Annotated in this window: 10 protein-coding genes and 1 pseudogene; 3 read left to right on the top strand and 8 right to left on the bottom strand. The window is 58.3% G+C overall.

What is annotated here, in order from left to right:
- Positions 1–20: 20 nt before the first annotated feature.
- The 5 genes from JFU37_RS00055 to JFU37_RS00035 are packed head-to-tail and all read right to left on the bottom strand — an operon-like array spanning position 21 to position 4,186.
- A complete protein-coding gene (locus JFU37_RS00055; protein WP_201111651.1) occupies positions 21–293 on the bottom strand; it encodes a DUF2160 domain-containing protein in 273 nt (90 codons plus the stop codon).
- A gap of 10 nt (positions 294–303) precedes the next feature.
- Positions 304–1,104 (bottom strand): carbohydrate ABC transporter permease, encoded by an 801-nt coding sequence (locus tag JFU37_RS00050; protein WP_201111649.1) that lies wholly within the window; start codon positions 1,102–1,104, stop codon positions 304–306.
- A gap of 9 nt (positions 1,105–1,113) precedes the next feature.
- The gene (locus JFU37_RS00045) at positions 1,114–1,980 is read right to left on the bottom strand and encodes a carbohydrate ABC transporter permease (protein ID WP_201111647.1); all 867 of its coding nucleotides are present in this window, start codon (positions 1,978–1,980) and stop codon (positions 1,114–1,116) included.
- Positions 1,977–3,092, bottom strand: coding sequence for an ABC transporter ATP-binding protein (locus JFU37_RS00040; protein ID WP_201111645.1), 1,116 nt, complete (start codon positions 3,090–3,092; stop codon positions 1,977–1,979). Before JFU37_RS00040 ends, JFU37_RS00045 begins: the two co-directional genes overlap by 4 nt.
- Entirely contained in the window at positions 3,092–4,186 is a 1,095-nt protein-coding gene (locus tag JFU37_RS00035) for an ABC transporter ATP-binding protein (protein WP_201111643.1), read from the bottom strand. The genes JFU37_RS00040 and JFU37_RS00035 overlap by 1 nt, the downstream gene beginning before the upstream one ends.
- Positions 4,187–4,584: 398 nt before the next feature.
- Between JFU37_RS00035 and JFU37_RS00030 the strand changes: the two genes are divergently transcribed.
- The gene (locus tag JFU37_RS00030) at positions 4,585–6,450 is read left to right on the top strand and encodes a sigma-54-dependent Fis family transcriptional regulator (protein WP_201111640.1); all 1,866 of its coding nucleotides are present in this window, start codon (positions 4,585–4,587) and stop codon (positions 6,448–6,450) included.
- Positions 6,451–6,609: 159 nt separating this feature from the next.
- Here JFU37_RS00030 and cysS read toward each other — a convergent pair whose 3' ends face one another.
- Together cysS and JFU37_RS00020 are read right to left on the bottom strand one after the other, a co-directional pair.
- Positions 6,610–7,992 carry a cysteine--tRNA ligase gene (gene cysS / locus JFU37_RS00025; RefSeq protein ID WP_201111638.1) on the bottom strand — a complete coding sequence of 461 codons (1,383 nt, stop codon included), beginning with the start codon at positions 7,990–7,992 and terminating at the stop codon, positions 6,610–6,612.
- A 20-nt stretch (positions 7,993–8,012) separates the two neighbouring features.
- Positions 8,013–9,710: a glutamine--tRNA ligase/YqeY domain fusion protein gene (locus JFU37_RS00020; RefSeq protein WP_201111636.1), complete on the bottom strand. Its 1,698-nt coding sequence runs from the start codon at positions 9,708–9,710 to the stop codon at positions 8,013–8,015.
- Between the two features lie 267 nt (positions 9,711–9,977).
- Here JFU37_RS00020 and JFU37_RS00015 point away from each other — a divergent pair, with 267 nt between their 5' ends.
- Together JFU37_RS00015 and lpxH are read left to right on the top strand one after the other, a co-directional pair.
- Positions 9,978–10,481, top strand: a complete 504-nt coding sequence (locus JFU37_RS00015; RefSeq protein ID WP_201111634.1) for a peptidylprolyl isomerase — start codon at positions 9,978–9,980, stop codon at positions 10,479–10,481.
- Positions 10,478–11,230, top strand: a complete 753-nt coding sequence (lpxH, locus tag JFU37_RS00010) for a UDP-2,3-diacylglucosamine diphosphatase (protein ID WP_201111632.1) — start codon at positions 10,478–10,480, stop codon at positions 11,228–11,230. Before JFU37_RS00015 ends, lpxH begins: the two co-directional genes overlap by 4 nt.
- A 110-nt stretch (positions 11,231–11,340) precedes the next feature.
- On the opposite strand, the pseudogene JFU37_RS00005 reads toward lpxH, so the two are convergent.
- Positions 11,341–11,784, bottom strand: a pseudogene (locus tag JFU37_RS00005) (MFS transporter); the annotation flags it as partial.
- Positions 11,785–12,259 lie beyond the last annotated feature (475 nt).

Genomic DNA, 12,259 nt, shown 5'->3' with positions numbered 1-12,259 from the left:
AACATTGCCGAGCGATTCGACTAGCCCCAACGCATCACAGCCAACAGCCACACCAGGGACAACGCGGACGCCACCCAGATGCTCCAGTCGGTGACGCCAATGACCAGCAAATGCAGGTAGGCGCTGCCGAGAAGACCGATAAACAGCCGATCGCCACGGGTGGTGGCAATAGGCAACAAACCACGCCGGAGGATGCTCGGCGAACGCAACTCCCAGGTCGTCATGCCGACCAGGATCATGCCAATGACGATGAAGAACGCGGCGGTGGGGGTGGTCCAACTCATCCATTCCATCATCAGTTCCTCATACCCGGCCGAGGGCAAAGCCCTTGGCCACGTGGTTACGGACAAACCAGATCACCAGCATGCCCGGCAGGATGGTCAACACCCCCGCCGCCGCCAGCACGCCCCAATCGATGCCGGAAGCCGAGACCGTACGCGTCATGACCGCTGCAATCGGCTTGGCGTTGACCGACGTCAGGGTTCGCGCCAGCAGCAGTTCGACCCAGGAGAACATGAAGCAGAAAAACGCCGTCACACCGATCCCTGAACCAATCAGCGGAACGAAAATCTTCACGAAGAACTTGGGAAAACTGTAGCCGTCGATGTAGGCCGTTTCGTCGATTTCCTTGGGAACACCAGACATGAACCCCTCAAGAATCCACACCGCCAACGGCACATTAAACAAACAGTGGGCTAAGGCCACGGCGATGTGCGTGTCAAACAAGCCAATCGAGGAATACAGCTGGAAGAACGGCAGCAGAAACACCGCCGGCGGTGCCATGCGGTTGGTCAACAGCCAGAAGAACAGATGCTTGTCGCCCAGGAAGCGGTAACGCGAGAACGCGTAGGCCGCCGGCAACGCCACGCTCAGGGAGATCACTGTATTCAGGCTCACGTAATACAGTGAGTTGAGATAACCGGTGTACCAGGCCGGGTCAGTGAAAATCACCTTGTAGTTGCCGAAGGTAAAGTTCTGCGGAAACAGGGTCAGGCCACTGAGGATTTCGGTATTGCTCTTGAAGGACATGTTCAGCAGCCAGTAGATCGGCACCAGCAGGAACAGGATGTAGATCAGCAGCGGAACCAGCTTTCTCTTACTCATGGGCAGACCTCAGCGGTTGGCGTCAGAGTGAGTCATGGCGGTGTAGAACAGCCAGGACACCAACAGGATGATCAGGAAGTACACCAGCGAGAAAGCCGCCGCAGGACCGAGGTCGAACTGCCCGATCGCCATTTGTGTCAGGGTCTGACTCAGGAAAGTCGTCGCATTCCCCGGACCGCCACCCGTCAGCACGAAGGGTTCGGTGTAGATCATGAAACTGTCCATAAACCGCAACATCACCGCGATCAGCAGCACGCTCTTGAGCTTGGGCAACTGGATGTGTCGGAAAACGGCCCAGGCCGATGCCCGATCAATCCGCGCGGCCTGGTAGTACACGTCCGGAATCGCCCGCAGACCGGAGAAGCACAACAGCGCCACCAACGACGTCCAGTGCCAGACGTCCATCACCAGCACCGTGACCCAGGCGTCCATGGTGTTGGCCGCGTAGTTGTAGCTGATGCCCATCGCCTTGAGGCTCGACCCGAGCAGGCCGATATCGGCGCGGCCGAAGATTTGCCAAATGGTGCCCACCACGTTCCACGGAATCAGCAGCGGAATCGCCAGGATAATCAGCACCAGCGATGACCAGCGGCCCTTGGTCGGCATGGTCAGGGCGATGGCAATGCCCAACGGTATTTCGATCAGCAACACACAGCCAGAGTAGATAAATTGCCGCAGCAGCGAGTCGTGCAAGCGAGGATCAAGCAACACCTGTCGGTACCAGTCGGCCCCGACAAAGTAGCGGCTGGACTGGTCGAAGATGTCCTGCACCGAGTAGTTGACCACGGTCATCATCGGGACCACCGCACTGAACGCCACCAGCAAAAACACTGGCAGGACCAACCACCAGGCCTTGTTGTTCTGCACCTTGTTCATGGCTGAACCTCATTCCGGGTTAGCGCTGGCAGCCAATAATCATCGGCGTACACCATCAACCATTGCGCCGGGAAACTGATGTAGGCGATGCCTTCGGGCACAGGCTTGTCTTCGGCGAGGCGCACCTTCAACGGCACGCCATCGAGGTTCAGAGTCATGATCTTGTAGGTGCCGAGGTCTTCGACGTGTACGACCTGTGCCTGCATCGCGTCATCAAAAGGCTCTTCCCAGACGTGCACGAACTCCGGACGAATCCCGACCTTCAGGGTTTTCCACTCGGACTCGGCAATGCGTACCTGTTGCGCGTCAGACAATGGCAAATGAGTCGACGCGAAACCGACGCCGCCCGGTTGTGGTTGCACCTCGATCAGGTTCATCCCCGGACTGCCGATGAAATAACCGACAAAGGTATGGCTCGGCCGCTCGAACAACTCACGTGGGGTGCCGAATTGCACGATCTGCCCGCCATACATCACCGCAATCTTGTCAGCAAAGGTCGAGGCCTCCAGCTGATCGTGGGTGACGTAGACCATGGTGATGTTGAATTGCTCATGGATCTGCTTGAGCTTGCGCCGCAGCTTCCACTTCAGGTGCGGGTCGATCACCGTCAGCGGCTCGTCGAAGAGGATCGCCGACACGTCATCGCGCACCAGCCCGCGGCCCATGGAGACTTTCTGCTTTTCGTCGGCGGTGAGATTGCGCGCCTTCTTGCTCAGCAGCGCCTGGAGGTCGAGGACCTCGGCAATTTCCTGCACCTTGCTGTGGACTTTCGCCTCGGCCATGCCCTGATTGCGTAGCGGAAAGGCCAGGTTGTCGAACACCGTCATGGTGTCGTAGACCACCGGGAACTGGAAAACCTGAGCGATATTGCGCTTCTCCGGGGTCAGGTCGTTGACCACTTTGCTGTCGAACAGCACCTGCCCCTGAGACGGACTGAGCAGCCCGGAAATGATGTTGAGCAACGTCGACTTGCCGCAACCCGATGGCCCGAGCAAGGCATAGGCCCCGCCCTGTTCCCAGACGTGGTCCATCTCGCGTATCGCGTAATCCTCGGGGCCGGTTGGCGTACGGGTGTAACTGTGGGCGAGGTTCTGTAAACGGATTTCGGCCATCAGGCAACCCTCGCGATACGACGACCGGGTGCCTGAACCAGCCGCCCCTGCGTATCGAACACAAACAGTTTATGGGTCGGGATATAGATGCGAATCGGCGCATCGACGTCGTATTCGTGCACACCAGGCAAGTGCAGCACCAACAGGAAATGCTCGTTGCGCACATGCAGGAAGGTCTCCGAACCACTGATTTCCGCCACCTCGACGGTCACCGCCAGTTCGAGGTCATCGTCATTGCTCGGCACCAGTGAAATATGGCTTGGCCGCACGCCGAAGCGGAACTCGCCCTCGCCCACCGGGCGCAAATCAACGTTCAACGGAAAGTGCACGAAATTGGCGAAACTGACTTCATTACCGGCAATCCGCCCCGGCATCAGGTTGATCGGCGGCTCGGAAAACAGCTCTGCGGCCAACACGGTTTGTGGCTGGTGGTAAACCTCGGAAGACTTGCCGCTCTGGATCACCCGGCCTTCGTGAAGAATGGTCGTGGAACCGCCCAGTGCGAGGGCTTCGTTAGGTTCGGTGGTGGCGTAAATAGCAATGGTGTGGCGCGCCTTGAACAGCTCGCGCATTTCCTGGCGCAGTTCTTCACGCAGTTTGTAGTCGAGGTTGACCAGCGGCTCATCGAACAGGATCAGCTCGGCGTCCTTGACCAGCGCCCGGGCCATGGCCGTGCGCTGTTGCTGGCCACCGGAAAGTTCGAGGGGATGGCGCTGCAGGAATTTCTCGATGCGCAGCATCTTCGCGGTTTCCAGCACTTTGCTCTGGATCTGCTCGTTGGAAACACCGCCCTGGCGCAATGGCGAGGCGATGTTTTCGAAAACGGTCATGGTCGGGTAGTTGATGAACTGCTGATACACCATCGACACGTTGCGCAACCGCACCGGGCGTCGGGTGACGTCGACGCCGTTCATCAGGATGCGGCCGCTGTCGGGCTTGTCCAGACCGGCCATCAGGCGCATGAGGCTGGTTTTGCCGGACAGCGTGCGCCCGAGCAAGACGTTAAAGGATCCGGGTTCGAAACTCAGGCACGCATCGTCGATCCAGGTCTGGCCCTCGACGGTGCGGCTGACGTGCTCCAGGGTGAGTGACATGGCTCGGCCTTTTTTATTTTTGGAATCAAGCGACCGGAGCTACAGAGCGACTTTCGTGCCAAAAACTTCAAGCCATTGATCTTGCTTAAAAATCTTCGAAACGCAGGAAAAATCACTTTCGTTGCTGAACAGAAATGAACAACCACGACTGAACAACTGAACAATTCGCTGGTTGACAATGAACAATAGTGAACAACACTCTACGGATGCTTTTGCCTGGCCCCGCAAACCGTGTGCACCGCGGTCACTGTAGGAGCTGCCGAAGGCTGCGATCTTTTGATCTTGGCGCCCGTGACGATTTCGAAATCAAGATCAAAAGATCGCAGCCTTCGGCAGCTCCTACAGGGGGTCGTGTGTACCTATAAAAACAATAAAAGCTTGCTTAGAGATCGACTGCCATGGCCGCACCTGCCTCGCCGCTCTCCCACGACGCGATCATCCAGGACTCCTGGTCACGCTGCCGCGCGTTCGGCCTCAATCATCAAAGCGCCCCGGCGTTCGATCAGCTGCCGGCCGCGGGCATCGCCCACTTGTTGGAGAGCCAGCATTCACTGGTGCAGACCACGCACCAGGAAGTCCTGCCGTATTACGAAAACATCCTCAGCAATTCCAATTGCCTGATCATGCTCGCCGACAATCAGGGCCAGGTGCTGACGTCATGGGGCACCCAGCGCTTTATTGAGCCGAGCCTGACTCGCGGTTTCAGCGCCGGCGCCAGCTGGATGGAGTGTTGCAGCGGCACCAATGCGATCGGCACCGCACTGGCCTGCGAGCAAGCAGTGCACATTGAACACGATGAACATTTTCTCAAGGCCAACCGCTTCATGACCGGTTCCGCCGCGCCGATTTTCGACGCCGAGCGCAAGATGATCGCGGTACTGGACGTGTCCAGCGACAGCTACCTGCCGCCGTCCCACACCCTCGGCATGGTCAAGATGATGAGCCAGACCGTGGAAAACCGGCTGATCCTCAACCTGTTCCATGGCCAACACTTTCAACTGACCTTCAACACCGGGCTGAACAACCTCGACAGCCAGTGGGCCGGGTTGTTGATCTTCGATGAAACCGGTCAGGTGCTGTCCGCCAATCGCCGGGCCGACAATTTGTTGGGCATCAGCCTGTCGCGGGTGAACATCGAGAGCCTGTTCAAGGTGTCCCTGATGGAGTTGCTGAACCAGCCCGATGGCTTGCCGTTCGCCTTGCAAGCCTCTGGACGCAACCGGTTCCAGTGCCTGTTGAAACGACCGAAACAGGCACCGATTCAGGCGCGGCTGTTCTCAGAAACAAAGAGTGCTGAACCCAAGGGCGCCGACCCCGCCGTGACCGCGCCCGCCGCTATCAGCCTCACCACGCTGCACTTCGGCGACAGTCGCGTGGAAAAAGCCGTGCGTCAGGCCGAGCGACTGCTGGAAAAAGACATTCCGCTGTTGATTCACGGTGAAACCGGGGTCGGCAAGGAGGTCTTCGTCAAAGCGCTGCACCAGGCGAGCTCTCGGAGTAAACAACCGTTCATTGCCGTCAACTGTGCGGCGATCCCCGCCGAACTGGTGGAGTCCGAACTGTTCGGCTACGAGAAAGGCGCGTTCACTGGCGCGAATCAGAAAGGCAGCATCGGGCTGATTCGCAAGGCTGACAAGGGCACGCTGTTCCTCGATGAAATCGGTGATATGCCGCTGCCGACCCAGGCTCGACTATTGAGGGTGTTGCAGGAGCGGTGTGTGCAACCCGTGGGTAGCAGCGAGCTGTTCCCGGTGGACATTCGCATTATCTCGGCGACCAACCGCTCCTTGCGTGAGCAGGTCCAACTCGGGCGGTTTCGCGAGGACCTTTATTACCGGATCGGCGGTTTGACACTTGAGTTGCCGCCGTTGCGAGAACGCAGTGACAAACAGGCGTTGTTCAAGCGCTTGTGGGAACAGCACCGTGAACCGAGCCAATGGGCCGGATTGAGCCGGGAAGTCATGGAGTTGTTCAGCCGTCATCCGTGGCCGGGGAATTTGCGCCAGGTCAGCAGCGTGATGCAGGTGGCGCTGGCGATGGCTGAGGAACAACCAGTGCGGCCGGAGCATTTGCCGGATGATTTTTTTGTGGACCTGGAGATGGAACCGGTGGATTCGCCGGACACGCTGGCGATGGATTTGAATGATGCCGAGGCATTGAATCGGCAGTTGCAGGCGGCCGGGGGGAATATTTCGCACCTTGCTCGGCGACTTGGGGTTAGTCGCAATACCCTTTACAAGCGATTGCGCCAGGCTGAGGATTAATGGCCCAAGATCAAAAGATCGCAGCCTTCGGCAGCTCCTACATTGGTTCGGCGTACCCTCTGTAGGAGCTGCCGAAGGCTGCGATCTTTTGATCTTAAAAAACAAAAACCCGCACAAGGCAGGTTTCTGTTTTTGTAAAAGGCGTAGCAAACGCAGCAATCAGTCAGCCAGACGCCAGGTCGTACCGCCCTTGCCGTCTTCCAGCACCACGCCCATGGCGGTGAGCTGGTCGCGGATGCGGTCCGATTCTGCCCAGTCTTTAGCCGCACGAGCCGCCAGACGCGCCTGAATCAGCGCATCAACCTCAGCGGCATCGACACGCCCTTCAGCGCCGGCCTGCAGGAAGTCATCGGCTTCAAGCTGCAACACACCCAGCAGGCTGGCCAGTTCCTTCAAGCGCGCCGCCAGTCCCGCCGCCGCGTCGAGATCGCTCTCGCGCAGGCGGTTGATCTCGCGAACCATCTCGAACAGCACCGCGCACGCTTCCGGCGTGCCGAAGTCGTCGTTCATCACCTGGGTGAAACGCTCGACAAAGGCTTCGCCACCGGCCGGTGCCACGTTCGGCAGGCCTTTGAGCGCGTGGTAGAAACGCTCGAGTGCGCCCTTGGCGTCCTTGAGGTTGTCTTCCGAATAGTTGATCGCGCTGCGGTAGTGGCTCGACACCAGCAGGTAACGCACGACTTCCGGGTGGTACTTTTCCAGCACGTCGCGAATGGTGAAGAAGTTGTTCAAGGACTTGGACATCTTCTCGCCATTGATGCGAATCATGCCGCAATGCATCCACGCGTTGGCGTAGGTCTTGCCGGTGGCCGCTTCGCTCTGGGCGATTTCGTTTTCGTGGTGCGGGAACTCAAGGTCGCTGCCGCCGCCATGAATGTCGAAGGTCTCACCGAGGCAGCAGGTCGACATCACCGAGCACTCGATGTGCCAGCCCGGCCGTCCGTCGCCCCACGGCGACGCCCAGCTCGGCTCGCCTGGCTTGGCGCCTTTCCACAGCACGAAGTCCAGCGGGTCCTGCTTGGACTCGTCGACTTCGATCCGCGCGCCGATGCGCAGGTCTTCGATTTTCTTGCGCGACAGCTTGCCGTAGCCCATGAACTTGGCGACGCGGTAGTACACGTCGCCATTGCCCGGCGCGTAGGCGTAACCCTTGTCGATCAGGGTCTGGATCATCGCGTGCATGCCGGGAATATGGCCGGTGGCGCGCGGTTCCATGTCCGGCTTCTTGATATTCAGGCGCGCTTCGTCTTCGTGCATCGCCGCGATCATGCGCTCGGTCAGCGCTTCGAACGACTCGCCGTTCTCGTTGGCCCGATTGATGATCTTGTCGTCAATGTCGGTGATGTTGCGCACGTAGGTCAGGTCGTAACCGCTGAACCGCAACCAGCGGGTCACCAGGTCGAACGCGACCATGCTGCGGCCGTGGCCGAGGTGGCAGTAGTCGTACACGGTCATCCCGCAGACGTACATGCGCACCTTGTTGCCATCCAGAGGCTTGAAAACTTCTTTGCTCTTGGTGAGCGTGTTGTAGATCGTAAGCACGTTAGTTCCTTGACGCTAAATCACTGGCCCCACGAATCACGCAGGGTCACGGTACGGTTGAATACCGGAGCGCCCGGTTTCGAGTCCTTGATATCCGCGCAGAAGTAACCTTCGCGCTCAAACTGGAAACGGTCTTCCGGCTGTGCATTGCCCAGCGAAGGCTCGGCACGACAACCGGTGAGGACTTGCAGCGAGTCAGGGTTGATGTTGTCCAGGAACCCGGCGCTGTCTTCAGCCTTCTCCGGGTTCGGCGAACGGAACAGACGATCGTACAGACGCACTTCACACTCGACGCTGGCAGCCGCCGGCACCCAGTGCACCACGCCTTTGACCTTACGGCCTTCAGGGTTCTTGCCCAGGGTTTCCGGGTCATAGGAGCAACGCAGCTCGACGATGTTGCCATCGGCGTCCTTGATCGCTTCGTCGGCACGGATCACGTAGCTGCCGCGCAGACGCACTTCACCGTTCGGCTCCAGGCGCTTGTAGCCTTTTGGCGGCTCTTCCATGAAGTCTTCACGGTCGATGTAGATCTCACGGGCGAACGGCAGAACGCGCACGCCCATGTCTTCTTTCGGGTGGCACGCCAGTTCGAGGTTCTCGACCTGGCCTTCCGGGTAGTTGGTGATCACGACTTTCAGCGGACGCAGCACGCACATGGCACGCGGGGCGCTGTGATCGAGGTCGTCACGGATGCTGAATTCGAGCATGCCGAAGTCGACCACGCCGTCGGAACGGTTGGTGCCGACCATGTCGCAGAAGTTGCGGATCGATTTCGGCGTGTAGCCACGGCGGCGGAAGCCCGACAGCGTAGACATGCGCGGATCGTCCCAGCCATTGACGTGTTTCTCGTCCACTAGCTGCTTGAGTTTGCGCTTGCTGGTGATGGTGTAGTTCAGGTTCAGACGGCTGAACTCGTACTGACGCGGTTGCGCCGGCACGGGCAGGTTTTCGAGGAACCACTCGTACAGCGGACGGTGGCTTTCGAATTCCAGGGTGCAGATCGAATGGGTGATGCCTTCGATGGCGTCCGACTGACCGTGGGTGAAGTCATAGTTCGGGTAGATGCACCACTTGTCACCGGTCTGGTGGTGGTGAGCATGACGGATCCGATACATGATCGGGTCGCGCAGGTTCATGTTCGGCGAGGCCATGTCGATCTTGGCCCGCAGCACGCGTGCGCCGTCCTGGAATTCACCGGCCTTCATGCGGGCGAACCAGTCCAGGTTCTCTTCGACGCTGCGGTCACGGAACGGGCTGTTCTTGCCGGGTTCCGTCAGGGTGCCACGGTATTCCTTGGCTTGCTCCGGGCTCAGGTCATCGACGTAGGCCTTGCCGGCCTTGATCAGCTCGACGGCCCAGTCGTGCAACTGGTCGAAATACTGCGAGGCGTAGCGCACTTCACCGGACCATTCGAAGCCCAGCCACTTGATGTCGCTTTCGATCGCGTCGATGTATTCCTGCTCTTCCTTGGCCGGGTTGGTGTCGTCGAAACGCAGGTGGGTGACTCCGCCAAATTCCTGGGCCAGGCCGAAGTTCACGCAAATCGACTTGGCGTGACCGATGTGCAGGTAGCCGTTGGGCTCAGGCGGGAAACGGGTGACGATCTGCGTGTGCTTACCCGAGTCCAGGTCCGCCTGGATGATCGGGCGCAGGAAATTGACCGGCACAGCAGGGCCGGTCTTGGAATTCGAGGTAGGGTCGACAGTGGGCTTGCTCATAGGATCCTTGAACGTACAAGTGCGCGGCCGGGAGACGGGCCTGACAAAACAAAGGCGCTATCATAGCCGATGCCGTCAAGTCGCTGACAGAGCAGGCCCGAAAACGGCTGCATTTAATCGGATGCAAATGAAAAACAGCCTCGAAATTCGCGCCTGTCGCGCTAAACTGCGCATCTTGGCCATTGCTGGCCAGACCGGTTGGGGGCCGTAACGCCCCGAAACCCACGAATTCCTAGAAAACGCATCTCCTAAAGAGAGTCCCCGATCATGACCCAAGTCAAACTGACCACCAACCATGGCGACATCGTCCTGGAACTGAACGCTGAAAAGGCACCGCTGACCGTTGCCAACTTCATCGAGTACGTCAAAGCCGGTCACTACGAAAACACCGTTTTCCACCGCGTCATCGGTAACTTCATGATCCAGGGCGGCGGTTTCGAGCCTGGCATGAAAGAAAAGAAAGACAAGCGCCCAAGCATCCAGAACGAAGCCGACAACGGTCTGCCGAACGTGAAGTACAGCGTGGCCATGGCGCGCACCATGGAGCCGCATTCGGCTTCCGCCCAGTTCTTCATCAACGTGGCTGATAACAGCTTCCTGAACCACAGCGGCAAGACCACTCAGGGCTGGGGCTACGCCGTGTTCGCTAAAGTGGTTGAAGGCACCGACGTGGTCGACAAGATCAAAGGTGTTTCCACCACCATGAAATCCGGCCACCAGGACGTTCCAGCAGAAGACGTGATCATCGAGAAAGCCGAGATCATTGAGTGATACTGCTGATTTCAGACTTGCATCTGGAAGAGGAGCGCCCGGACATCACCCGGGCGTTTCTGGATTTGCTCGCCGGACGCGCCCGCTCGGCGAGTGCGTTGTACATTTTGGGCGACTTTTTCGAGGTGTGGATTGGCGACGACGCCATGACGCCCTTTCAGCGCTCCATCTGCCAGGCCCTGCGCGAACTTAGCGACAGCGGCACGGCCATTTTTCTGATGCACGGTAATCGCGACTTCATGCTGGGCCAGGCCTTCTGCAAGCAGGCCGGCTGCACGCTGCTGAAGGACCCGAGTGTCGTGCAGTTCAACGGTGAGCCGGTGCTATTGATGCACGGTGACAGCCTCTGCACCCGCGACGAAGCCTATATGAAGCTGCGTCGTTACCTGCGCAACCCGATCACCCTGTTCATCCTGCGCCACCTGCCCTTGCGCACTCGCCATAAACTGGCGCGCAAGCTACGCAGCGAAAGCCGTGCGCAGACGCAGATGAAGGCCAATGACATTGTTGATGTCACGCCGGACGAAGTGCCACGGATCATGCAGGTCTATGGCGTGAAAACGTTGATTCATGGGCACACCCATCGCCCGGCCATTCACAAGTTGCAGATCGGCGAACAAGCGGCCAGGCGCATTGTGTTGGGGGATTGGGATCGTCAAGGATGGGCGTTGCAGGTGGACGAGCAAGGGTTTGCGTTGGCGCCTTTTGATTTCGCCCCGCCACCGCAGTTGGCAGCACCCGCTAACTGACTACCCAACACCAAACCCTGTAGGAGCGAGCTTGCTCGCGATGGTGTGTCAGGCGACTCAATGTAGCTGACCCACCATCGCGAGCAAGCTCGCTCCTACAGGGGCTGTGTTTAGTGACCGGCCGCTTCCGGCCCGGCCTTCGCCGCAAACGGCGGTTTCGCCAGCCATACAATCAGTATCAGCCCCATAAACCCCCACCCCAGCAACGTGAAGTAATCCACGGTGGAGAGCATGTACGCCTGGCTGGTCAGCACATGATCCAGCTGGGCATACGCCGGATTCCCCGCTCCGCCCAGGGTGTTCAAGGCATCCCGGGGCGCCGGGTCAAAGGTGGTGATGCTTTCACTCAAATACGCATGATGTTGATCCGCCCGACGAATCCAGATCCACGTCGTCAGCGACGCCGCAAAACTACCGCCCAACGTCCGCAGGAACGTTGCCAGGCCTGCGCCGTCGGCGATCTGGCTCGGTGGTAAATCAGACATCAAAATACTCAGGGTCGGCATGAAGAACAGCGCCACGCCGATCCCCATAAATAGCTGCACCGCATCGATCGGTTTTAAGACCCTTTCGGCAACTGCTACAGGGGCGGAGCTCCGTTTCATACCTGCCAGGCCTTTCATGGACCGTTGTTTTCTTAATGGTGGAAAGCAATGGATAGCCTGTAGGAAAAGGTTTACAAACTTTTAGGATAAGTACTTCACTGATTTGGGAGTCGTATTTCAGTTTCTGTAAGTAACTTCTGAAACTTTTATAAATTCTTGCGAGCTGTCTAAAACCCTACTAGTTTTGCAGTGTCAGCGTTCATGGCGAGTACCAATGCTCTACCGAGATGCTAGTACATCCGAGATACCCGAATGAGTAAATTAAAATGCTGTGAATTTGCCAGGAACTTTTATGAACATTCTACAAAAATCAGGAACGATACCACTTCGCCTCCCTTCGGCTAGGTTTTCTTGAGATGACCCGCTTATTGGCTTACCAAAAAAGGCCTTGAAGTTTTTTTGAAATTAAAAATATATGATTCCA

This window comes from Pseudomonas sp. TH41 (assembly GCF_016650695.1).
In the GTDB taxonomy this organism is placed as follows: domain Bacteria; phylum Pseudomonadota; class Gammaproteobacteria; order Pseudomonadales; family Pseudomonadaceae; genus Aquipseudomonas.
Note: the sequence above shows the minus strand (reverse complement) of the source record. Positions and strands in the feature narration are given on the sequence as shown.

Bases quoted from the DNA above. Each gene is read 5' to 3' on its own strand.
- JFU37_RS00055 (WP_201111651.1), bottom strand. From the start codon at position 293: ATGGAATGGATGAGTTGGACCACCCCCACCGCCGCGTTCTTCATCGTC.
- JFU37_RS00050 (WP_201111649.1), bottom strand. From the start codon at position 1,104: ATGAGTAAGAGAAAGCTGGTTCCGCTGCTGATCTACATCCTGTTCCTG.
- JFU37_RS00045 (WP_201111647.1), bottom strand. From the start codon at position 1,980: ATGAACAAGGTGCAGAACAACAAGGCCTGGTGGTTGGTCCTGCCAGTG.
- JFU37_RS00040 (WP_201111645.1), bottom strand. From the start codon at position 3,092: ATGGCCGAAATCCGTTTACAGAACCTCGCCCACAGTTACACCCGTACG.
- JFU37_RS00035 (WP_201111643.1), bottom strand. From the start codon at position 4,186: ATGTCACTCACCCTGGAGCACGTCAGCCGCACCGTCGAGGGCCAGACC.
- JFU37_RS00030 (WP_201111640.1), top strand. From the start codon at position 4,585: ATGGCCGCACCTGCCTCGCCGCTCTCCCACGACGCGATCATCCAGGAC.
- JFU37_RS00020 (WP_201111636.1), bottom strand. From the start codon at position 9,710: ATGAGCAAGCCCACTGTCGACCCTACCTCGAATTCCAAGACCGGCCCT.
- JFU37_RS00015 (WP_201111634.1), top strand. From the start codon at position 9,978: ATGACCCAAGTCAAACTGACCACCAACCATGGCGACATCGTCCTGGAA.